Annotated in this window: 19 protein-coding genes; 12 read left to right on the top strand and 7 right to left on the bottom strand. The window is 66.1% G+C overall.

From position 1 onward, the window contains the following. Positions 1-44: 44 nt before the first annotated feature. Complete coding sequence (locus DY926_RS13065; protein WP_116703763.1) at positions 45-1,016, bottom strand: NAD(P)H-dependent glycerol-3-phosphate dehydrogenase; 972 nt, start codon at positions 1,014-1,016, stop codon at positions 45-47. A gap of 143 nt (positions 1,017-1,159) precedes the next feature. Further along, positions 1,160-2,254 (bottom strand): tRNA (adenosine(37)-N6)-threonylcarbamoyltransferase complex transferase subunit TsaD, encoded by a 1,095-nt coding sequence (gene tsaD, locus DY926_RS13060; protein WP_116703762.1) that lies wholly within the window; start codon positions 2,252-2,254, stop codon positions 1,160-1,162. Positions 2,255-2,325: 71 nt separating this feature from the next. Between tsaD and hemC the strand changes: the two genes are divergently transcribed. Both hemC and DY926_RS13050 read left to right on the top strand, forming a co-directional pair. Then, positions 2,326-3,402, top strand: a complete 1,077-nt coding sequence (gene hemC, locus DY926_RS13055) for a hydroxymethylbilane synthase (protein ID WP_116703761.1) — start codon at positions 2,326-2,328, stop codon at positions 3,400-3,402. A gap of 28 nt (positions 3,403-3,430) precedes the next feature. Beyond that, positions 3,431-4,132: a uroporphyrinogen-III synthase gene (locus tag DY926_RS13050; protein ID WP_241503209.1), complete on the top strand. Its 702-nt coding sequence runs from the start codon at positions 3,431-3,433 to the stop codon at positions 4,130-4,132. A 69-nt stretch (positions 4,133-4,201) separates the two neighbouring features. On the opposite strand, the gene secB is transcribed toward DY926_RS13050, so the two are convergent. Next, a complete protein-coding gene (gene secB / locus DY926_RS13045) occupies positions 4,202-4,723 on the bottom strand; it encodes a protein-export chaperone SecB (protein ID WP_116703760.1) in 522 nt (173 codons plus the stop codon). Positions 4,724-4,926: 203 nt separating this feature from the next. On the opposite strand from secB, the gene DY926_RS13040 reads away from it, so the two are divergent. From DY926_RS13040 to DY926_RS13020, 5 genes are all read left to right on the top strand, one after another. Beyond that, positions 4,927-5,604, top strand: coding sequence for a Tim44/TimA family putative adaptor protein (locus tag DY926_RS13040; RefSeq protein ID WP_148707789.1), 678 nt, complete (start codon positions 4,927-4,929; stop codon positions 5,602-5,604). A gap of 47 nt (positions 5,605-5,651) precedes the next feature. Next, entirely contained in the window at positions 5,652-6,860 is a 1,209-nt protein-coding gene (gene mltA / locus DY926_RS13035; RefSeq protein WP_116703758.1) for a murein transglycosylase A, read from the top strand. Between the two features lie 13 nt (positions 6,861-6,873). Beyond that, positions 6,874-7,764: a DNA-methyltransferase gene (locus tag DY926_RS13030; RefSeq protein ID WP_116703757.1), complete on the top strand. Its 891-nt coding sequence runs from the start codon at positions 6,874-6,876 to the stop codon at positions 7,762-7,764. An 83-nt stretch (positions 7,765-7,847) separates the two neighbouring features. After that, positions 7,848-9,260, top strand: a complete 1,413-nt coding sequence (locus DY926_RS13025; protein ID WP_116703756.1) for a cytochrome-c peroxidase — start codon at positions 7,848-7,850, stop codon at positions 9,258-9,260. 150 nt (positions 9,261-9,410) lie between these two features. Continuing rightward, the gene (locus DY926_RS13020; RefSeq protein ID WP_116703769.1) at positions 9,411-10,022 is read left to right on the top strand and encodes a Smr/MutS family protein; all 612 of its coding nucleotides are present in this window, start codon (positions 9,411-9,413) and stop codon (positions 10,020-10,022) included. Here DY926_RS13020 and DY926_RS13015 read toward each other — a convergent pair. Both DY926_RS13015 and hemF read right to left on the bottom strand, forming a co-directional pair. Further along, positions 10,019-11,101, bottom strand: coding sequence for a hypothetical protein (locus DY926_RS13015; protein ID WP_116703755.1), 1,083 nt, complete (start codon positions 11,099-11,101; stop codon positions 10,019-10,021). The genes DY926_RS13020 and DY926_RS13015 overlap by 4 nt on opposite strands. Before the next feature lie 115 nt (positions 11,102-11,216). Beyond that, positions 11,217-12,125, bottom strand: coding sequence for an oxygen-dependent coproporphyrinogen oxidase (gene hemF / locus DY926_RS13010; protein ID WP_116703768.1), 909 nt, complete (start codon positions 12,123-12,125; stop codon positions 11,217-11,219). 177 nt (positions 12,126-12,302) lie between these two features. On the opposite strand from hemF, the gene DY926_RS13005 reads away from it, so the two are divergent. Together DY926_RS13005 and DY926_RS13000 are read left to right on the top strand one after the other, a co-directional pair. Beyond that, the gene (locus DY926_RS13005; protein ID WP_116703754.1) at positions 12,303-13,118 is read left to right on the top strand and encodes a cytochrome c1; all 816 of its coding nucleotides are present in this window, start codon (positions 12,303-12,305) and stop codon (positions 13,116-13,118) included. Further along, the gene (locus tag DY926_RS13000) at positions 13,108-14,010 is read left to right on the top strand and encodes an S-methyl-5'-thioadenosine phosphorylase (RefSeq protein WP_116703753.1); all 903 of its coding nucleotides are present in this window, start codon (positions 13,108-13,110) and stop codon (positions 14,008-14,010) included. Before DY926_RS13005 ends, DY926_RS13000 begins: the two co-directional genes overlap by 11 nt. Before the next feature lie 51 nt (positions 14,011-14,061). Here the strand turns inward: DY926_RS13000 and DY926_RS12995 are convergent, their stop codons facing one another. Next, on the bottom strand, positions 14,062-14,724 hold the full coding sequence (locus tag DY926_RS12995; protein WP_116703752.1) for a dienelactone hydrolase family protein: 663 nt from the start codon (positions 14,722-14,724) through the stop codon (positions 14,062-14,064). Positions 14,725-15,160: 436 nt separating this feature from the next. Between DY926_RS12995 and DY926_RS12990 the strand changes: the two genes are divergently transcribed. The 3 genes from DY926_RS12990 to DY926_RS12980 all read left to right on the top strand — a co-directional run bounded on the left by DY926_RS12990 (position 15,161) and on the right by DY926_RS12980 (position 17,642). Next, entirely contained in the window at positions 15,161-15,451 is a 291-nt protein-coding gene (locus DY926_RS12990) for a co-chaperone GroES (protein WP_110096383.1), read from the top strand. 62 nt (positions 15,452-15,513) lie between these two features. After that, the gene (gene groL, locus DY926_RS12985) at positions 15,514-17,163 is read left to right on the top strand and encodes a chaperonin GroEL (protein WP_116703751.1); all 1,650 of its coding nucleotides are present in this window, start codon (positions 15,514-15,516) and stop codon (positions 17,161-17,163) included. Between the two features lie 275 nt (positions 17,164-17,438). Further along, complete coding sequence (locus DY926_RS12980; protein ID WP_010507660.1) at positions 17,439-17,642, top strand: cold-shock protein; 204 nt, start codon at positions 17,439-17,441, stop codon at positions 17,640-17,642. Between the two features lie 38 nt (positions 17,643-17,680). On the opposite strand, the gene DY926_RS12975 is transcribed toward DY926_RS12980, so the two are convergent. Further along, on the bottom strand, positions 17,681-20,614 hold the full coding sequence (locus DY926_RS12975; RefSeq protein WP_116703750.1) for an ATP-dependent DNA helicase: 2,934 nt from the start codon (positions 20,612-20,614) through the stop codon (positions 17,681-17,683). Positions 20,615-20,661: the final 47 nt, after the last annotated feature.

The raw sequence follows: 20,661 nt of genomic DNA, 5'->3' as shown, positions 1-20,661 counted from the left end.
CAAGCCACCCGTTCGGACGCAGGGTGGGGCGGGGCATGTGGGGGTCATGTGAATTCATGCCCCACGGGCCGCGCCAGCAGCCGCCGGCCCGCTTCGGCCATGTCGATCGTGCCCGCCAGCAGGCTGCTGACCGTGGCGATGACCGGCGTGCTCACATCGTGGCGCTGCGCCAGTTCATGCAGCGCCGGGGCCGTGGCCATGCCCTCGGCCACGCCTTCCAGCGCGGTTGCGGCCTGTAGCGCGGGCGTGCCCTGCCCGATGGCCAGCCCAAGCCGGTAATTGCGTGAGGCAAGGCCCGTGCAGGTCAGCAGCAGGTCCCCGATTCCCGCAAGGCCGGACAGGGTTTCCGGCCTGCCGCCCAGCGCCAGGGACAGGCGCGCCAGTTCCGCAATGCTGCGGGTGATCAGTGCCGCGCGGGCATTTTCCCCCAGCCGTGCGCCCATGGTGGCGCCCGCCGCGATGGCGATCACGTTCTTGGCGGCCCCGCCAAGCTGCACGCCGGTCGGGTCGTCGCTTGCATAAAGGCGGAAGGACGGCGTGGTCAGCAGGTCGGCCAGCCTGCGGGCCTGCGCGCGCTCCGTACTGGCCAGCACGGCGGCTGCGGGCAGGCCAGCCGCGATTTCATGGGCGAAATTGGGGCCGGACAGGACGCCCAGCACGCTATGGGGGAACAGTTCGCCCAATACCTGCAGCGGCATGAGGCCGGTAGCCTGCTCCATGCCCTTGCAGCACGCGATCATGGGCGCGCAGGGGGGTACGTGGCGTGCCGTGGCGCGCAGGTGCTGCATGGGGCAGGCCAGCAGGATCAGGTCGGCCTGGCGCGGCATGTCGCCACTTACGGTAATGGTGTCGGGCAGGGCGAAGCCGGGCAGGCGCGGCAGCACCCGGCCCGCGGACATGGCGGCGGGATTACGCGCCCACAGGCTGACATGCGCGCCCGCGCGGGCGGCCTGCATGGCCAGCGCCGTCCCCCATGCGCCTGCGCCGATCACGGCAATCCGCGCGATATGGGTCATCCCCTTAGCTCCCCCTTTGGGTGGTGTGCCCTGTCCGGCATTCTGTTGTTGCGTTAACCGCAATGCGCCTGTTGGGTTTGCCATGCAAGGGGGTGGCGGATGGCGTTGTGTTGATGCCCCCGTTGACCGGCGCGCGGGATGTTTTACGCGGTCATGCGCTGCGCCATTTCCGATAGCGGCCAGCGCGGGCGCGGGCGCATGGCGATATCATCGGGAATGGGCAGGCCAAGTGCCAGACGCGCGCGCATGGTCTCGATCGCGGCCCACGCCACCATGACGGCATTGTCCGTGCACAGGCGCAGCGGTGGGGCGGCAAACGGGAGGTCATGCATGGCGGCGAAGTCCCGCAACCGTGCGCGCAGCATCCCGTTGGCCGCGACGCCACCGGCCACGACCAGCGTGGTGGGCCGGGGCATCATGTCCAGCGCGTGGCCAAGGCGGTCGATGACGATATCACTCACCGCCTGCTGGAAGCTTGCGGCAAGATCGGCCGCCTGCTGGCGCGTAAGGGCGGTGCGGACCTGTGCGGGCAGCTTCTGCGCCACGGCGGTCTTCAGACCGGAGAAGGAGAAATCGCAGCCGGGCCGTCCCATCAGCGGGCGGGGCAAGGCGACCGCGCCAGGGTCACCCTCACGCGCCAGGCTTTCCACCGCCGGGCCGCCGGGCCAGCCCAGCCCCAGCATCTTGGCGACCTTGTCGAACGCCTCGCCCGCCGCATCGTCAATCGTGCCGCCCAGCCTGCGGTAATGGCCGACACCTTCCACCGCGATGCACTGGCAGTGCCCGCCGGAAACCAGCAGCAGCAGGTAGGGAAAAGGCGCGCCATTGGCGGCAATGCCGGGCAGGCGGGCGGTCAGGGCGTGGGCCTCGATATGATTTACGGCAATGAAGGGCCTGTCCAGTGCCAGGGCCATGCCCTTGCCCATGTCGGCCCCCACGATCAGCCCGCCGATCAGACCTGGCCCGCAACTTGCTGCAATGGCCCCGAGGTCACGCGCGCGCAGGCCAGCGGCCTCCAGCGTGTCGCGTACCAGCGCGGGCAGCGCGGACAGGTGCGCGCGGGCCGCGATTTCGGGCACGACCCCGCCGAATGGCACATGGCCGGATTGCGATAATGTCGCATCAGCCAGTATCCGACCGTCGCCCGTAACGATGGCGCAGGCGGTGTCATCGCACGAAGATTCAATGGCCATAACGGGAGTTGGCATTTCGGGGGGGGCTTGTCTGGTGTCGGGCATGGCGCAATTTACAGTCCGGTCGTGCCGAATGTCATCTTTCCTTTATCGTGGTGTGGTAATAGACACGCGCAATGGAGTCCGCAAAGCCATCAGCCCTGTTTCCGTCGTCCGCGCTACAAAAGGTCGCGGCCGAGGCCGCTGCCCGCCAGCGAAAGGAAGCCACGCAAGCCGAACCCCACCGGCGCAAGCTGCCGCTCAGGGTCGGGACGCGCGCGTCTCCGCTCGCGCTGGTGCAGACACGGGCCTTCCTGACGGTACTGACCCGTTTCTGCCCCGTCCTGCGCGACATGGGCGCGTTTCAGGAACACCAGATCAGCACCACGGGCGATCAGGTGCTCAACCGCAAGCTGGCGGAAATTGGCGGCAAGGGCCTGTTCGCCAAGGAAATCCATGAAGCCCTGCTGGATGGCCGGATCGACTTTGCCGTCCATAGCCTGAAGGATCTGGAAACCACCCTGCCGCCGGGGCTGGTGCTGGCCTGCACGCTCAAGCGCGAGGATGCGCGCGATGTGCTGATCCTCGGCCCCGACTGTGAAGAGCCGGACCCGGCTGATCCCTACGCGGGCCTGCCGGAGGGCGCGCTGGTGGGCTGTGCCTCCGTACGCCGTCAGGCGCAGATGCTGCATGTGCGCCCCGACCTGCGCTTCGGCCTGCTGCGTGGCAATGTGCAGACCCGGCTGGACAAGCTGGCGGCGCGCCAGTGCGATGCAACGCTTCTGGCCTATGCGGGGCTGCGCCGTCTGGGCATGGAAGACCGTGCGGATGTGGTCCTTGACCCCACCATCATGGTGCCTGCGGCGGGGCAGGGCATCGTGGGCGTTACGGTGCGTGAGAGCGATGTGGAACTGCGTGAACTCCTGTCCGCGATCGAGGATTACGAGGCGCGGGCCGTCGCCACGGCCGAACGCGCGCTGCTGGCGGAGCTGGACGGCTCGTGCCGCACACCGATTGGCGGGTACGCGCGCCTGATCCCGGTCGTGGCCGGGGGCGCGCCGGAACTGCACCTGACCGGGCTTGTCGCGCGTGAGGACGGCTCCTTCCTGCTCAAGCGTTCCATAAGCGGCGCGCCATCCGACGCAGCACGCCTCGGGCGTGACCTTGGTCGCAGCCTGCGGGCGGACAGCCCGGCCGACATCTTTGCCGAATAGGCAGGACCCGCCCCATAGTCCTGATGGCGTGATCATAACACGCCCCCCGCCCGGGCTTGCCCTCACCATGGCGGCGGTGGAGGCCATGGGGCTGCGGCCCCTCGCGGCCCCCATGCTGCGTATCGAACATTTCGCCCTGTCCACCGGCGCGTTCCAGCCCGATGCGCTGGTCCTGACCAGCGCGCAGGCAATCCCCGCCATCAACCGGCCCCAGTGGCATCACCTTCCCTGTTACGTGGTGGGCAATGCCACCGGTGCGCGGGCGCGCGCGGCCGGGTTCAGCCATGTCATTGCCGCCACCGGCACGGCGGATGACCTGCTGGGCCTGATCCGTGCCCACGTGCCAGCCGGGAGCCGGGTGCTGCTGGCCGTGGGGCGGGGATACGGGCTGGAGATGGCGGCAAGCCTGCGTGCCGATGGGCTGCGGGTGCTGCGGCGGTGCGTCTATGCCGCCCGCGCCAGCCAGCGCCTGCCCGGACCCGCGCGCGCGGCCCTGCGCGCCGGGCGCATTGGGGCTGTCATGCTGTATTCGGCCCGCACGGCGGAGGCTTTTCTGGCCGCGCTGGATGCCCGGCTTGCGCCGTGCCTGGCCAGCGTGCGGGCCGTTGTCATGTCACATGGGGTTGCGGCAGTCCTGGCGGAGGGGCCGCGCTGGCGGGATGTCAGCGTGGCCGAACGCCCCGACCAGACAGCGATGCTGGCCTGTGTGGAACAGGCTGACCGACCCTGAAGGTATTAAAAAAGGCCGGGAGCATAAGCCCCCGGCCCGGTCATCCGTTCAGGATGAAAACCCGCCAGATCAGGCGTGGCCCGGCGTCTGGTCAAAGGAGTTGCGCTTGGCCTGCCACAGCGACACGAAATCAATCGGCTGGAGCACGACCGGCGGGAAGCCGCCATCACGCGTGACTTCGCTCAGGATGTTGCGCACGTACGGGAAGATCAGGCGCGGCACTTCCACCAGCAGGATCGGCTCGATCAGCTCGGCCGGCGGGTTGTTCAGCGTCGCGATCGCGGCATAGGTCAGTTCGGCAATGAAGACCGGACGGCCCGCGGGGCCACCTTCCTGCTGCGGGGGTTCGCTGGCTTCGGCCTTGACGGTCAGGAGCACCTCGAACACCGGCTGTTCCTGCTCAAGGCGGTTGGCCTGCACGTCGATGTTGACCGAGATCTGCGGGCTGGTGCGCAGCGTCGCGAAGATTTCCGCGCCAGCGGGCACCTCGAACGAGAGGTCCTTGATGTATTGCAGGTTGATCGCGAGCGGCAGGGCCGGAGGCGCGCCCTGACCGTCTTCAGTGGCGGGGGGCTGGGTCTTATCGGACATGCTTGTCTATGGTCTCCACAGTAACATGGAACGGGAAAACGCTTATCGTATTCTCTGGCCGTAGCATGGGCCAGCAGGCGATGCCATACCAGCCGCCGGAATTTTAACGGGGGTTGCGCATTGTGCTGTCTCCGGGCGTTGCCTATGTTGGGTGCAGGCTAATTTCTGGCAGGCTTGGCCGCCTGCGGTTTTGGACGCGCGGCATGAATTTCTCTTTTGGTCATTTTCCTCTGGATCTGGTTATTCTGGGGCTGGTGGCTGTCTTCCTCGTCCTGCGCCTGCGTGGCATCCTTGGCCGCCGGGTCGGCGCTGAACCCGCCATGCGCCCCATGGCGCCCCAGCCGGTCAGCCAGCCGGTGGTGGAACAGGCGCCCGAGCCACCCCCGCCCGCCATAACATACGACATTCCGGGGCCGGATACGCGCGTGGGCGGCGTGCTGGCCCGCATCGGCATGCTCCAGCCCGGCTTTACGGCGGATGGGTTCGCCAAAAGCGTGGAAAGCTCGTTCCGCCTGATCGTGGGGGCCTATGCCAGCGGTGACCTTGCCGTGCTGCGCGAACGGCTGACGGCGGCGACCTATGCCGCGTTCGAGGCCGCGATCCAGTCCCGCCAGCAGGCCGGTGAAGTCCTGCGCAGCGAGATTCGCGACATTACCGACATCGCCATCATCGGCGCGGAACTGGATGAGACCGGCCCGAACCCGCAGGCCCGGATCGAGGTCCGCATCGTATCGGATCAGGTCAGCCTGACCGTGGATAGCAATGGCCAGCCCGTATCGGGCGTTGATGCCGTGACCGAGTTTTCCGACCTGTGGACGTTTGAATGCATTCCGGGTACGGCAGGCGCGGTCTGGCGGCTTGGGGCGAGCCGTAGCGCGTAAAGATGTCTGCCATAATCTGCCGATAAATCCGTGATCTGATCGTATTCATGAAAGTATTCAGGTACGCGGCGTCCCTGTGCGCCGTTCTCGCCGTGTCCGGGTGTAATCTGGACTTCCCTGATCTGGGGGGGCACGCGCCCTCTTCGGGGCCCGTCTCGTTCAACAGCCTGCCCGGCTGGAAGGATGACCCGCTGGAGCAGGCGCTGCCGGTTTTTGTGGAAGACTGCCACAAGGTCCAGAGCCTGCCCGCCGACAGCAAGCTGGGCGGGGATGATGGCACGTCCCGTCCCGGCCGGCAGGTGGGGGACTGGGCGGCGGCCTGCAATGCCGCGCGCACGGTGCCCATGGGTGACCGCGCAGCCGCGCGCGCCTTTTTCGAGACATGGTTCGTGCCCTACCGCGTGCCCCCGGGCAAGCGGGCTGATGGCATGCTGTTTACGGGGTATTACGAACCTGAAATCCGCGGCTCCCTCCACCGTGGCGGGATTTACCAGACCCCGGTCTATCGTCGCCCGCCCGATCTGGTGCGCCAGCGCGATGCGCAGGGTAATACGGTAACGGGCCGCCTGCAGGGTGGTCAGGTCGTGCCGTACTGGACCCGCGCGCAGATTGACCAGGGCGTTCTGGCGCATAAAAAGCTCGAACTGCTGTGGCTGGCGGACCCGGTGGACCTGTTCTTCCTCCAGATTCAGGGGGCGGGGCGCGTGCGCCTGCCTGATGAGCGGGTGATCCGGCTGGGCTTTGACGGGCTGAATGGCCAGCCTTACGTGCCGCTGGGCCGGGTCATGGTGTCACGGGGGCTGCTGCAGGCCGATGATGTCAGCATGGCGTCCATCCGTGGCTGGCTTGAGGCAAATCCGTCCGATGCCATGGCCATGATGGAGCAGAACCCGAATTACGTCTTCTTCCGGGATCTGGGGCAGGGTGATGCGCAGGCAGGCGCGCCGGGCGCGCTGGGCGTGCCGCTTACGCCGGGCCGTTCCATGGCGGTTGACCGCCATTACATCGCGCTGGGCAGCCCGGTATGGGTGCAGACGCAGGTGCCGGTGGACGGGCATGAGACGAACTGGAACCGGCTTGTCTTCGCACAGGATCTGGGCACCGACATCAAGGGTTCCGACCGCGCCGACCTGTATATGGGCTGGGGGCCTGAAGCCGCGCAGACGGCGGGCAACCTGCGCGCGGGCGGGCAGATGATCGTGCTGGTGCCCCGTAGCGCACCGGGCGGGCAGAAGACCCGGTCCGGCGCGGAGTGAAGAGCATACCACCATGACAGGGCGACCCCGCGCGGGGCAGGCTTCCGCACCTCCTTCGCGCGCGCCGCGCACCATCCGTTACACCGAGGGGCCGCATCTGCTGGTGCGTGGGGACTGCATACGCGCGCTGCGGCGCATGGCGGCGGACAGCGTGGATGTGGTCGTGACCTCGCCGCCCTACAATATCGGGCTGAAATACCGCACCTACCGCGACCGGCTGGATGAGAACGGGTACCTGGACTGGATGGTCGAGGTCGCGCGTGAGGTCCGGCGCGTGATGCGGCCCGATGGCTCGTTCTTCCTGAATGTGGCGGGGTCTTCCGCGCAGCCATGGATTCCGTTCGAGCTTATGGTGCGGCTGCGTGAGCTGTTCGTGCTGCAGAACCATATCTCATGGGTCAAGTCGATTTCGGTCGGGGCGGAGACGCACGGGCATTTCAAGCCGGTGAACAGTCCGCGCTATGTCAACCGCAACCATGAACACCTGTTTCACCTGACCCTGGCGGGTGATGTCACGCTCAGCCGGCTCGATATTGGCGTGCCCTATATGGACAAGTCCAACATCGCCCGTCGCGGCCACCGGCAGGACCGCCGCTGCCGGGGCGATACGTGGTTCATCCCGTATGAAACCGTGCAGGGCAGGGCGCAGAAATTCCATCATCCCGGCACGTTCCCCGTCATGCTGCCGCAGATGTGCATCCGCCTGCATGGCAAGCGCGCCCCGGTGGTGCTGGACCCCTTCATGGGCACGGGCACCACGCTGGTGGCGGCCGTGCGCGAAGGGGGGCAGGGCATCGGGATTGACCTTGATACCATCTATGTCAATGTCGCACGCCAGCGGGTACGCGAAGCTATGCGGATAGAGGCGGATGGCGCGACAGGCGCGGGGGATCAGGAGATCTGATCGTTTCTGTCGTAATGATTGTTTTTGACAAGTAATTCCTGAATCGGCCAGAACCCCTCATCAGGCAAGGGAAAGGGTTTTGTATGTCGGTAAGCAAGGCGGTAATGGCGGCAGTGGCGCTTGGCGCCGTGGTTTATGGCGGGACGGTCGCCTATCTTGAGCATTTCGATCACGTAACGGCGCCGGCACCCGCGGCGGCATCGGTGGATGCAACGTCATCCGCCGCGCTGGATGTGATCCGCGAGGCGCGATGCGATTACTGCCATGCGGCGAATGTCAGCCTGCCGTTCTATTTCAACGTTCCCGTGGCCCACAGCCTCATGAACGGCGACCGTGAACAGGGCCTGCGCCATTTCCGCGTGGAGCCGGTGATCAACGCGCTCCAGACCGGGCAGGTTCCCGATGAGGAACCGCTGGCCCGGATCGAGGAAGTCATCCGCCAGAACCGCATGCCCCCCACCATGTACCTGCTCATGCACTGGCACGCCCACCTGTCCGCCGCACAGCGTGAGAGCATGCTGACGTGGATCGCGCAGGTGCGCCGCCAGCATTACGCGACGCAGGGCGTGGCCGATCGCTTCGCGGCGGAGCCGGTGCAGCCGGTGCCCGAATCCCTGCCGGTGGACAGCCGCAAGGTCGCGCTGGGCCAGCGCCTGTTCTTTGACCGTCAGCTCTCGGGCAACGGGCAACTGAGCTGCGCAAGCTGCCACAGCCTGCAGCATGGCGGGGTGGACGGGCTGGTTACCGCAACCGGCATTAACGGGCAGAAGGGCCCGATCAATGTGCCCACCGTCTTTAATGCCGCCTTCAACAAGAGCCAGTTCTGGAATGGCCGCGCGGCCACGCTGGCCGAACAGGCGGCTGGCCCGGTCATGAACCCGGTGGAGATGGGGTCGCATGAATGGGCGGTGGTCGCCGCGCATATTCAGGCGGACCCGACCTATGTTGCGGATTTCCAGTCGGCTTTCGGCAATGACGCGATCAATGAGGCCACGATTACCGAGGCGATTGCTGAATACGAAAAGACGCTGATCACGCCCGACAGCCGCTTCGACCAGTACCTCAAGGGTGATGACGCCGCCCTGAACACGCAGGAAAAGCATGGCTACGCGCTGTTCAAGGATATTGGCTGCTCGGGTTGCCATACCGGCCCGTCCATGGGTGGGCAGGCGTTCGAGCCGATGGGGCTGGAAGGCAATTATTTCGCCGCCCGTGGTGGTGCGCTGACCGCTGCGGACAAGGGCCGCTTCGAGGTGACCCACAACCCGGCGGACATGGAACGCTTCAAGGTACCCAACCTGCGCAATATCGCGCTCACGGCACCCTATTTCCATGATGGCAGCGTCAAGACGCTGGATCAGGCGGTGCGGGACATGGCGCGTTACCAGACGCCGGACCATAACATCTCCGATCAGGACGTGGCGGATATCGTGGCGTTCCTCAACACGCTGACCGGGCGTTATCAGGGCGAGACCCTGCGCAATACCGCGCCGTAAACCTTCTTCCCAAGGGAAGGGGCGTCATCCCCGCCGCCTGTGCGGCGGGGACTGTCGCGTTGTGACGGGCGTGTGAAGGCATGGACCGGCCATGCGGTGTTATTGAATCCATGCGCGGACAGAGGCCGCCGCCCGGAGAAAGGAATGACCGTGAGGCAGCGCAGACTGAACGAGGAGGAACAGGCCCTGTGGGCGGCCTTCGCTCAGGGGATTGCCCCATTGCGTACTGCCCGGCCGCTTCCGCCGCAGGAGCCTGCTGTCCCCCCGGTCGCCCCGATGCGGGGGGAAGGCCGGGCGGGCATGAGCCGTGCGGAAATCGAGCAGCGCCTGCTGGCGGGGCAGGTGCATGCGGTGCATGGAACCGCCACCCACCGGCTGACCGTGCAGAAGGGCAAAGGCGGCGCGTTTGAAATTGGCGTACGCAGGCCCGGGCTGGATGATACGAGCTGGCGCGGGCTGGTCAGCGGCAAGCTGCGCCCCGCGCGCAGGCTTGACCTGCACGGGCAGGTGGCCCAGACGGCCTTTCACCGCCTGCATGGTTTTTTAGTGCAGGCCCATGCGGACAACGTGCGCTGTGTCGAGATCATTACCGGGCTGGGCAGTGGCCATAATGGCGGCATCCTGCGGCGTGAACTGCCGTTCTGGCTGGGGCGTGGCGATCTCGGGCGGCTCATTCTGGCCGTGGTACACCCCCATGCGGCCAATCAGGGGGCGGTGCGTGTGCTGCTGCGCCGACCGGGGCGCGGGGGTGGCGGCCGCTAGTCCAGCCGCCATACCGGCAGCTTGCTGGCCAGCCAGCGGCGCAGGGTCATGATGCTGGACGTATCACCCGAAATGGTATGGAGCGCGGCCGTGGCCTCCGCGCCGGTCAGCATGGTGCGCCCCGTGCCATGGGTCAGGGCCTGCATGGCATTGTCCTGTAGGGCCAGTGTCGTTGCCGCCCGCCAGCGGGCCAGCGTGGCGGGCTGGGTCAGCATGGGCAGCACCAGCGCCAGATCGACCGCCGCGGCCCCCGCCAGCGGTTTCCATGCCGCATAGAGCAGGGATGTCAGGCCGGAACGGGCATCCTGCGCCAGACGGGCCTCCATACTCATGATGTCCTGATCCGCAAGCCTGAGTGATCCGCTCCCCGTTGTCAGGCTGAACAGGGCGGGAAAGCCCGCCTGCCCCAGTGTCCTGATCAGGGCAGTGGTCTCCGGCGTGCCGAGTGGATCGTTGATCTGGATTACATCAACCTGGTTGTCACGTAGGGCCGCCGCCGCCGCCTCGGGCGTTGCAAGCCCGGTGACGGGAATGGGACGCAGCCCGAACAGGGTCATGGCCACGACGGTAGGCAGTTCAAGCCCGGTCAGGGTCGAGACGGCAATACGGACCGGCCGGTCGCGCATGAAGTTGCCAAGGCTGCGGTGTAGCTGTGCCCGCCCGATCACGACCGGCGCCGTCATGCACAGCATAAGCGGCAGCCAGCGGCTGGAATCAAAGTGAATACGCGGATCACCGCACAGGGCTGAAACCAGCACCGAACCCGGTGCCGCCAGCGCCATCATGCCATCGGTCGCGAACTGGGTATCGAACAGGTTGGCGCCAGTTACCCCATCCTGCCCCACCGTGCTGCGCACCGGCAGCGGGGCGGGCAGGCCCAGCCCCTGGGCCAGTGCACCGGGCAGGACCGGCCCCCAGCGGTCCGCCATGGCGCTCTGGTTGCCGGCAACCAGCAGCCCCGGCGTGCCGCCTGATGGCATGGGCAGGCGCTCCTGCGGCAATTCCGAGGCGTGCGTCCCCCGCAGGGGCATGGCGGCCCCGGCGGCCAGCAGGGCCAGCAGGCTGCGGCGCGGGATCATGGCCGTGCCCGCCGGGTTTCACCAGCAGACCCGCATGGGCCGTGGCCCCACCCCGCGTGGGCGCGAGGAAACAGGACGGGCCGGGTCTGGGTGCGTGGGGCGAACATGCGCTATTCTATGGCCACTGCACTTCCGGGGGAAGGCTCATGAGGATGGCTTCGGTATTTCCGCCCGTCTTCAGGCCAAAAATGGTGCCCCGGTCGTGCAGCAGGTTGAACTCCACATAACGTCCGCGCCGGATGAGCTGGGCGGTGCGCTGTTCGGGTGTCCATTTTTCCATCATCCGGCCACGTACGATGTCGGGATAGGTCTCAAGGAAGCCCAGCCCCACATCGCGGGTGAAGGCGAAGTCCGCGTCAATGTCGCCGGTATCGAGCCGGTCATAGAAAATGCCACCCAGCCCGCGCGGTTCATTGCGGTGGGGCAGGTAGAAATACTTGTCGCACCAGTCACGGAAGCGGGGATAGTAGCCGGGGTCATGCTTTTCGCATGCGCGCCGGAACCCGTCGTGAAAGCGTTCGGCATCGCTGATCGCCTCGGCGCTTTCGGGGAACATGGGGGTAATGTCGCCACCACCGCCAAACCAGCCCTGCGTGGTGATGATCATGCGCGTGTTGAAATGCGCGGCAGGCACCAGCGGGCTGCACATATGGGCCACAAGGCTTATGCCGGTTGCGAAAAAGCGCGGGTCTTCCGACGCGCCGGGAATCGAATCGCGAAAACCGGGGCTGAATTCACCACTTACGGTGGAGACGTTGACCCCCACCTTTTCAAACACCCGCCCGCGCATGAGGCTGATCACACCCCCGCCGCCGGGTGTCCCGTCCTCGTTCGTGCGGTTCCATGGCGTGCGCTCGAAGCGGCCCGGCACGTCCTTGCCCGGCAGGGCCGGGGCATGGGCGGCAGCGGCTTCGTCCTCGATCTGTTCAAAGGCCGCGCATATGCGGTCGCGCAGGGTTTCAAACCAGGTTCGGGCCGTGTCCTTCATGGCGTCATGGGCGACGGCGGTGCGGGTAATTGTCATGGTCTTGTCATTCTGCCCGTTCAGGTCATTCGCAATGGATATTACGGGTGCCCGTTTGTTCCACCTATTGCAAGTACGGGCAGGGACAGGATTGGCCCATTCCACCACACGAAGGGTTGCCAGCGCACGGTAGTAACGCGAAAAGAGGGACGGAATTATGGCGGGAGCGAGGTGGACATGCATAGGCCAGGTCATGCGCGTGACAGTGCGCCACGCACGCGCCCGGTAGTGCGGCATGGCGTGGTGGCGTCCTGTGTCGTGGCGCTGGCCCTTGCGGCCGGGGGTAGCGCGCGGGCGCGGGATTACCGCGAACCGCCACGGCAGGTCTGGAGCTTTCAGGGGCCGTTTGGTCATTTTGACCTGGGCGCGGTCCAGCGTGGCTATACCGTTTACGCGCAGGTCTGTTCCGCCTGCCACGGGATGAAGTCGGTCACCTATGGCGACCTGGCGGGGCTGGGGCTGAAGGAGGCTGATGTCAACGCCCTCGCGGCCACCCACCACGTACCCGCCGGAACGGATGCCAGCGGGCACCCGGTCTCACGCCCCGCCAACCGCGATGACCACCTGCTTTCCCCCTATCCCGATGCACGTGTGGCGGCGGCGGCGAACCATGGGGTGGCCCCGCCCGACCAGTCGCGGCTGGCGGCGGTGCATCCCGGCGGGGTGGACCGGATCTATGCCTTCCTGACCGGCTATGGCGAGACCCCGCCCGCAGGCATGGCGGTGCCGCAGGGGCTGACCTATAACCCCTATGCCGCCAGCGGGCGCACCGCCATGCCGCCGCCGCTGCATGAGGGCGGCGTCACCTATCCCGATGGCACGCCCGCCACGGTTGCGCAGCAGGCGCGCGATGTCACCACCTTTCTGGCATGGGTTGCGGCCCCCCACCTGACCGAACGGCACCGGGTGGGGGTGGGCGCGGTCGTGTTCCTGGTGTTCCTGCTGTTTCTTTCCATCATTCTTAAACGGAGAACCTGGTCAAATGTCCCCTAATCCTGCCACTGACGAGCGGATCGAGCCGGTTATCGGCCTGATCGGCGGTTCCGGCCTGTATGATATCGAAGGCCTTGAGGACAAGGAGTGGCGCACGGTCGAGACCCCATGGGGCAGCCCGTCCGACCAGCTCCTGTTCGGACGCCTGGATGGCGTGCGCTGCGTGTTCCTGCCCCGCCACGGGCGCGGGCATCCGCTGCCGCCTTCGCGCCTGAATTACCGCGCCAATATCGACGCGCTCAAGCGCTCGGGCGTTACGGATATCGTGTCGCTCTCGGCTGTCGGGTCACTCAAGGAGGAACTGCCGCCGGGACATTTCGTGGTGATCGACCAGTTCATCGACCGCTCCTTTGCGCGCGAGAAGAGCTTTTTCGATACCGGCTGCGTGGCCCATGTCGGCATGGCCGACCCGCTGTGCCCGCGTATTGGCGATGTGCTGGAAAGCCAGTGCCGGGAGCTGGGGCTGGATGTGACCCGCGGGGGCACGTACCTGGTCATGGAAGGGCCGCAGTTCTCCACCCGGGCGGAGAGCAACCTCTACCGTTCATGGGGCTGCTCGGTCGTGGGCATGACCAACATGCCCGAAGCCAAGCTCGCGCGGGAGGCGGAGATCTGTTACGCCACCGTCGCCATGGTCACGGATTACGACTGCTGGCACGACAGCCATGACAGCGTGACGGTGGATGCCGTGGTCAAGGTGATGCAGGAAAACGCCAGCCGGGCGCGTGCGCTCATCCGCTCGGTCATTCCCCGGCTGGGCGTGGCGCGTGGTCCCTGTCACGCCGGGTGTGACAGGGCGCTGGAACATGCGCTGATCACCGCACCCGCAAAACGCGACCCGGCGGTGCTGGCCCGGCTTGACGCCGTTGCGGGGCGGGTGCTGCGCGGCTGATCCGCCATTCCCCCGCCGCCATCACGCAGGTGATGGCGGCGGGCGGGACGGTCAGAGCCAGTGTTCGAAAAAGCTCAGGCTGCGCTGCATGGCCAGCGTGGCCGCCGCCTCGTTGTAGGAGGCACGGTCGGTGCAGCCGAAGCCGTGGTCCGCACCCTCATAGGTAAAGATTTCAATATCCGCGTGCGCCGCGCGGATGGCCTCGACATCATCAGCCGGAATAAGGGCGTCATCCGCGCCAAAATGTAGCTGCACCGGGCAGTTGGGTATCTGGTTGCGGGTCTCGGCAATGCCGCCGCCATACCATGCCACCGCCGCGGCGAAGGTTTTCGTATGGCAGGCGGCTTCCCATGCCAGCTTGCCGCCCCAGCAGAAGCCGATGATGCCCGTCTTCTCGGTTGTCAGGCATCCGGCAGCCGCCACGATATCCTTCAGTGCGTTTTCCTCGCTCCCCTCGGCGCGCAGCTTCAGCCCTTCCTGAACACCCGCGTTGTCATAGGGCAGGACGGTGTCGCGCCGCACCCGGTCGAACAGGGCCGGGGCGATGGCCTGATAGCCCTGCGAGGCAAGAAAATCGCATACGGCGCGGATATAGGGCGTGATCCCGAAGATTTCCTGCACCACCACAACGGCGCGCGCGGCGTCCGGACGGCCTGCGCGGTAAGCGGAAAATGTGTGCCCGTCCGCCGCGGTGACGGTTATGACTGCGCCCATGCGTTCACTCCAGTCTTTCTTCTGTTGTTCGGCAAAGAATGATGCCGGATGGTTTTTCGTCAACATGAAACCGCGTGGCGGCGCATTTTGAGGTGCCGGGCGGCCGGTCGTCCCCGCTGCTGATTCGGGGCGGCCCGATGCCATGCAGTAATGGCGCGGCTGGGCACAGCTTTCCTCGTGCAACGGCGCGGTATTTAAGTAACTTATTGATATTAAATAATAAAAAACGAACGGGACAGGCCCCGCCGGGGGAGGCGGCGTTTTGTGCGCCTTTCCCCCGCCGGGTGTTCTTGACACCTGAGAGGGGGCTTCCTATCTGGATGTTAGCACTCTCACGAGGGGAGTGCTAACGCGATGCGGCCTGGCGCGCGCGCCAAACCGGTGGCGTTGCTTAATCAAGGGCGTTACCTTTTTACAGATATGGAGCGATCCATCCATGACGAAATTTCGTCCCCTGCATGACCGTGTGGTCGTCCGTCGCCTCAAGAGCGAGGAAAAAACCGCAGGTGGTATCATCATTCCCGAGACCGCCAAGGAAAAGCCGATGGAAGGCGAGGTGATCTCGGTCGGACCGGGTGCCCGTAACGAGCAGGGCCAGATCGTGGCTCTCGACGTCAAGGCGGGTGACCGCGTTCTGTTCGGCAAGTGGTCGGGCACGGAAGTGACGATCGACGGTGAAGAACTGCTGATCATGAAGGAAAGCGACATCATGGGCGTGGTCGCCTGACCCACCCCGCTTTCCCGACCGAGTGACATTTAAGAAAACCTTCCATACCGGAGAAAAGAACAATGGCAGCCAAGGACGTAAAGTTCGGCGGTGAAGCCCGCCAGCGCATGCTGCGTGGCGTTGATATCCTTGCGGACGCGGTCAAGGTGACCCTCGGCCCAAAGGGCCGCAATGTCGTGCTCGACAAGAGCTTCGGCGCGCCCCGCATCACGAAGGACGGTGTCTCCGTCGCCAAGGAAATCGAACTGGCCGACAAGTTCGAGAACATGGGCGCGCAGATGGTCCGTGAGGTCGCATCCAAGACCAACGACATCGCGGGTGACGGCACCACCACCGCCACCGTGCTGGCCCAGGCCATCGTGCGCGAAGGCGCCAAGGCCGTTGCCGCCGGCATGAACCCGATGGACCTCAAGCGCGGCATCGACAAGGCGGTTGGCGTTGTCGTTGAAGAGCTGAAGAAGAACGCGAAGAAGATCACGACCCCGGCCGAAACGGCGCAGGTCGGCACGATTTCCGCCAATGGCGAAAAGGAAATCGGCGAGATGATCTCGCAGGCCATGCAGAAGGTCGGCTCCGAGGGCGTCATCACGGTGGAAGAGGCCAAGGGCCTGCACACCGAGCTGGACGTGGTCGAGGGCATGCAGTTCGACCGTGGCTACATCTCCCCGTATTTCGTGACGAATGCGGAAAAGATGACCGTCGATCTGGACAGCCCCTACATCCTGATCCACGAAAAGAAGCTGTCCTCGCTGCAGCCGATCCTGCCGCTGCTCGAAGCAGTGGTGCAGTCCGGCCGTCCGCTGCTGATCATTGCGGAAGACGTTGATGGCGAAGCGCTGGCGACCCTGGTTGTCAACAAGCTGCGTGGTGGCCTGAAGATCGCCGCCGTCAAGGCGCCGGGCTTCGGTGACCGTCGCAAGGCCATGCTGGAAGACATCGCGATCCTGACCGGTGGCCAGGTCATCAGCGAAGACCTGGGCATCAAGCTCGAAAGCGTCACGCTGGACATGCTGGGCACCGCGAAGAAGGTGCACATCACCAAGGAAAACACCACCATCGTCGAAGGTTCGGGCGACAGCGCAGGCATCAAGGCCCGTTGCAGCCAGATCCGTGCGCAGATCGAGGAAACCACTTCCGACTACGATCGCGAGAAGATGCAGGAACGCCTGGCGAAGCTGGCCGGTGGTGTTGCCGTGATCCGCGTTGGTGGTTCCACCGAGATCGAGGTGAAGGAACGCAAGGACCGCGTTGACGACGCCCTGCACGCGACCCGTGCGGCGGTTGAGGAAGGCATCGTCCCCGGTGGCGGCACGGCTCTTGCCCGCGCATCGACCAAGCTGGGTGGCTTGCACTTCCATAACGACGACCAGCGCGTCGGTGCGGACATCATCCGCAAGGCCCTGCAGGCTCCGCTGCGCCAGATCGCCCACAACGCGGGTGAAGACGGTGCGGTCATCGCCGGCAAGGTTCTGGAAAACGAGACCTACACCTTCGGTTTCGACGCCCAGATCGGTGACTACAAGGATCTGGTCGAAGCCGGCATCATCGACCCGATGAAGGTTGTCCGCACGGCGCTGCAGGATGCGGCTTCCGTTGCCGGCCTGCTGATCACCACCGAAGCGATGGTGGCCGAGCGCCCGGAAAAGAAGGCCCCGGCCATGCCTGAAGGCGGCATGGGTGGAATGGGCGGCATGGGCGGCATGGATTTCTGATCCATCCCGGCATACGCCACGGAAAAAGGGGGGAAGGGCCATGGGTCCTTCCCCTTTTTTTATGTCTGCCCCATGGCAGATGGAGTGGATGTGAGCGGGCGGATGTCAGGATTATTTGACACGGACGCCCATTTCATGCTGCCCCTATGGAGCACGAACGACGTGAAAGCTGCAGGGTGTTTTCCGGATGCCCCGTTTTTTTCATGGCCGTAAGGCACGCGCCCGGATTCCCGGTATTAGGACCGGGAAGGATGGCGCTGGAGAAGAGACTGGCTATGGCTACCGGAAAAGTAAAATGGTTCAACGCAACCAAGGGTTTTGGCTTCATCATGCCTGATGATGGCGGCAAGGACGTGTTTGTGCACATTACCGCCGTGCAGGCCGCAGGCCTGCGTGGTCTGAACGAGGACCAGGCTGTCAGCTATGACATCGCCATGGAGCGTGGCAAGGCTGCCGCGACCAACCTCAAGGCGCTCTGAGGTCTTTCCCGTTCAGGGGGTAGGGTTACAGGGAGCGGTCAGCCAGGCTGGCTTGTGGCGGTGTCCTGCACATGCAGGAAATCCGTGATCTCCCGCGCCGCCGTGTTCAGGCCCAGGCGGCGGACCATTACCCCCTCGGGGAAAGCCGACAGCAGGCGTGACGGGGTGCGCCGGTCCAGCAGGACGAATACGCCCCTGTCCTGTCGGCTGCGGATCAGGCGGCCAAACGCCTGCCGCAGGCGCAGGCGGGCAATCATGTCATCATACCGCCCGGGTGCCCCACCGGACAGGTGAATGCGCCGCTCCCGGTGCAGGATATCGGGCCGCGGCCATGGCACGCGCTCGAAGGCGACAAGACGCAAGGCGTCACCGGGCACATCCACCCCATCACGCATCGCATCGGTTCCCAGCAGGCAGGCATTGCGCTCGCTGCGCAGGATGTCCACCAGCGTCGCGTTATCCATCGGGTCCACATGCTGGGCGAAAAGCGGCAGGTCCGCGGCTTCCAGCGGGGCGACGATGCGCCTGTAAACATCCTTCAGCCGCGATATGGCCGTAAACAGCCCCAGCGCGCCGCCGCCAGACGCCATGAACAGCGTGCGGTAGGCCCCGGCCAGCGCCGCCGGGTCATCATGCGCCACATCGTTGATGATGTAGGCCCGGCTCTGTTGCGCATAGTCGAACGGGCTGGGAAAGGATGCGCGGATGGCGGGTGAGGGCAGGTGGATCGCACCTGACCGGGCCTCCGCCGCGTCCCATGCGCGTTCGGCGGTGTCGTGGGTATTATCCTCGCCCGTTTCATCGCGCAGGGTGGCTGAGGTAATCAGCACGCCATGCGCCGGGGCGGCCAGCACGCTGGCGAACGGAATGGTGGGGTCCAGCCAGTGGCGGTACAGCCCGACATCACGCTCTCCCGGGTTCTGGCCCTCGCGGCGGTCCATGCGGATATAATCAATATATTGCGGGGTCGTGCCCTCGGCGGGCGTGTCTTCCAGCTGCATGTTGCCCAGCATGGCACACCAGCCATCCACCCGCGCCAGCGCGCGGCGGCGGATGGAGCGTATGGCGGCGGCAATCCGTTCGCGCATGGGGGTGTCCAGCCATTCGGCCTCGGTATCCAGCGCCTCGTCCAGTCGTGCCACCAGCGTGCGCAGCGGTTCGGCCAGGCGGCGCAGGGCACGCTCCAGCCCCTGTGCCGCCCTGTGCAGGGGTTCGGGCATGGGGTGGAGGTCACATTCGCTATCGCCACGGCGCTGCCCGCCCTCCGGGCTGCCATGGGTGCGCGCCAGCACCTGCTGGCGCAGTTCATGCAGCAGCAGTTCGGAGGGGTTGGACAGTACCGGCTCATCCGTCGCGGCGGGGGTGTCTTCCCTCGGGCCATGGGTGGGGTCATGTGCGGCAAGGCGGGCCGACCAGCCGGGGGCGGGCAGCGCGCGGGCGGCCATGAGCGCGGTATCAAGCGGGGTTTCGAGGCGGGGAATATGGACCAGCAGGTCCTCCAGCCGCCTGCGCAGGCCCCGTGCGCGTGAGCGCGCCCCCTCCGCACCAAGCAGCCAGCGGCGCAGCTCCGCCGCCTCCAGCCCCGATAGTTCCAGTGCGAAGGCGCTGTCGGCGGCCTGTGCGATATGGTGGCCTTCGTCCATGATGTAGCGGGTGGGCGTATGGTCTTCGTTATTGGTGTCCGAGCCGTCCAGCGCGTGCCATGCCGCCTGTGACATGACCAGCGCATGGTTGGCGATGACCAGATCCGCCGTCCGGGCGCGGCGGATGGAATGTTCCACCAGGCATTGCTGGTAATGCGGGCAGGCCCCGTGGATGCACTCGCCCCGCCGGTCGGCAATGCCGGTCAGCAGCCCACGGCCGAACAGGTCGGCAAACCAGCCCGGCAGGTCGCCGCCCGACAGGTCGCCATCAAGCGTATGGGCCGCCCATAGCGCAATGAGCGCCAGCCCGATCAGGCTGCCATCCGCCGCCTGCCCGCGTGACAGCGCGATGTTCACGCTCTCTTCCATGTTGAGCAGGCACAGGTAATTCTCCCGCCCCTTGCGCACGACCACATGGCTGCGGCGGATGGCTGGGTCGGGAAACAGCCGGGCCAGCTCGGTTTCGATCTGGCGCTGCAGGTGGCGGGTATAGGTGCTGATCCATACGGCTCCGCCGTTACGGTGCGACCAGATGGAGGCGGGTGCGACGTAGCCCAGCGTCTTGCCGGTGCCGGTGCCTGCCTCCGCCAGTACCATGTGCGGATCACCCTGTGCGGTGCGCGGGGCGAAGGCCTGGGCGGCGACATGGCTGAACGCCTCCTGCGCGGGGCGGTGTTCGGCCCCTTCGCCCAGTATGGTGCGCAGGTGGGCGCGCGCTTCCTCCCCCGTTACCGGCTGGGCGCCGGGGGCGGGGCGGGGGGCTGTGTCTTCCCATTTGGGCAGGCGGGTCCAGACCTTCAGGGCCTCGTTGGGCTGGATCATGCCGGCAGGCAGGCGGTCAGCGCCATCCAGCCCCAGCGCCGCGCAGACCGAAGGCCCCCATGCCCATCCCGCCTGCCGCATGCGCCATGCCAGCGCGGCCTTTATGCCGCCCTCGGGCGTGTTGCGCTGGCGGGCGATGTGGCGCAGCATCCCGAACGCCAGATCGGGCAGCAGGTCGGCCTCCGGCCGGTCCAGCCGGTGTTCGGCAATGCCCAGCGTCATGCCCAGGCCACGCGCCGTGGGTGGCGTGCCCTGCGCGGGATGGGCGAAGGCAAACAGTTCCAGCAGGTCCAGCCACGGGCAGGGGCGCGGCGGGGGCGGCAGATCAAGCCTGCGTGCGGTGGCGGGCGCGTGAATGACCATGAGCGCGGGCCAGTGCGGCAGTTCACGCCGTATGTCGGCCGCTGACATGGATACGATCTCCCCCTCCGGGGTCAGGACCGACCATGCGCCGTGGCGGGGAATGATCGCCGGTGCGCTGTCCGGCAGGGGCGGGGTGTCTGGCATGTCAGGACATGATATAGGGTACGCGGGCGTCTGTCGCCCGCCGCGTG

This window comes from Komagataeibacter melaceti, assembly GCF_003403295.1.
GTDB classification, from domain to species: Bacteria; Pseudomonadota; Alphaproteobacteria; order Acetobacterales; family Acetobacteraceae; genus Komagataeibacter; species Komagataeibacter melaceti.
The sequence above is the reverse complement of the archived record's forward strand: the minus strand, read 5'-3'. Positions and strand labels throughout refer to the sequence as shown.

Excerpts from the sequence above, each read along its gene's own strand:
- hemF (WP_116703768.1), bottom strand. The coding sequence starts at position 12,125 with ATGACAATTACCCGCACCGCCGTCGCCCATGACGCCATGAAGGACACG.
- DY926_RS13030 (WP_116703757.1), top strand. The coding sequence starts at position 6,874 with ATGACAGGGCGACCCCGCGCGGGGCAGGCTTCCGCACCTCCTTCGCGC.
- tsaD (WP_116703762.1), bottom strand. The coding sequence starts at position 2,254 with ATGCCCGACACCAGACAAGCCCCCCCCGAAATGCCAACTCCCGTTATG.
- secB (WP_116703760.1), bottom strand. The coding sequence starts at position 4,723 with ATGTCCGATAAGACCCAGCCCCCCGCCACTGAAGACGGTCAGGGCGCG.
- hemC (WP_116703761.1), top strand. The coding sequence starts at position 2,326 with ATGGAGTCCGCAAAGCCATCAGCCCTGTTTCCGTCGTCCGCGCTACAA.
- DY926_RS13000 (WP_116703753.1), top strand. The coding sequence starts at position 13,108 with ATGTCCCCTAATCCTGCCACTGACGAGCGGATCGAGCCGGTTATCGGC.
- DY926_RS12995 (WP_116703752.1), bottom strand. The coding sequence starts at position 14,724 with ATGGGCGCAGTCATAACCGTCACCGCGGCGGACGGGCACACATTTTCC.
- DY926_RS12975 (WP_116703750.1), bottom strand. The coding sequence starts at position 20,614 with ATGCCAGACACCCCGCCCCTGCCGGACAGCGCACCGGCGATCATTCCC.
- DY926_RS12980 (WP_010507660.1), top strand. The coding sequence starts at position 17,439 with ATGGCTACCGGAAAAGTAAAATGGTTCAACGCAACCAAGGGTTTTGGC.
- groL (WP_116703751.1), top strand. The coding sequence starts at position 15,514 with ATGGCAGCCAAGGACGTAAAGTTCGGCGGTGAAGCCCGCCAGCGCATG.
- mltA (WP_116703758.1), top strand. The coding sequence starts at position 5,652 with ATGAAAGTATTCAGGTACGCGGCGTCCCTGTGCGCCGTTCTCGCCGTG.
- DY926_RS13025 (WP_116703756.1), top strand. The coding sequence starts at position 7,848 with ATGTCGGTAAGCAAGGCGGTAATGGCGGCAGTGGCGCTTGGCGCCGTG.
- DY926_RS13040 (WP_148707789.1), top strand. The coding sequence starts at position 4,927 with ATGAATTTCTCTTTTGGTCATTTTCCTCTGGATCTGGTTATTCTGGGG.
- DY926_RS13065 (WP_116703763.1), bottom strand. The coding sequence starts at position 1,016 with ATGACCCATATCGCGCGGATTGCCGTGATCGGCGCAGGCGCATGGGGG.
- DY926_RS12990 (WP_110096383.1), top strand. The coding sequence starts at position 15,161 with ATGACGAAATTTCGTCCCCTGCATGACCGTGTGGTCGTCCGTCGCCTC.
- DY926_RS13005 (WP_116703754.1), top strand. The coding sequence starts at position 12,303 with ATGCATAGGCCAGGTCATGCGCGTGACAGTGCGCCACGCACGCGCCCG.
- DY926_RS13015 (WP_116703755.1), bottom strand. The coding sequence starts at position 11,101 with ATGATCCCGCGCCGCAGCCTGCTGGCCCTGCTGGCCGCCGGGGCCGCC.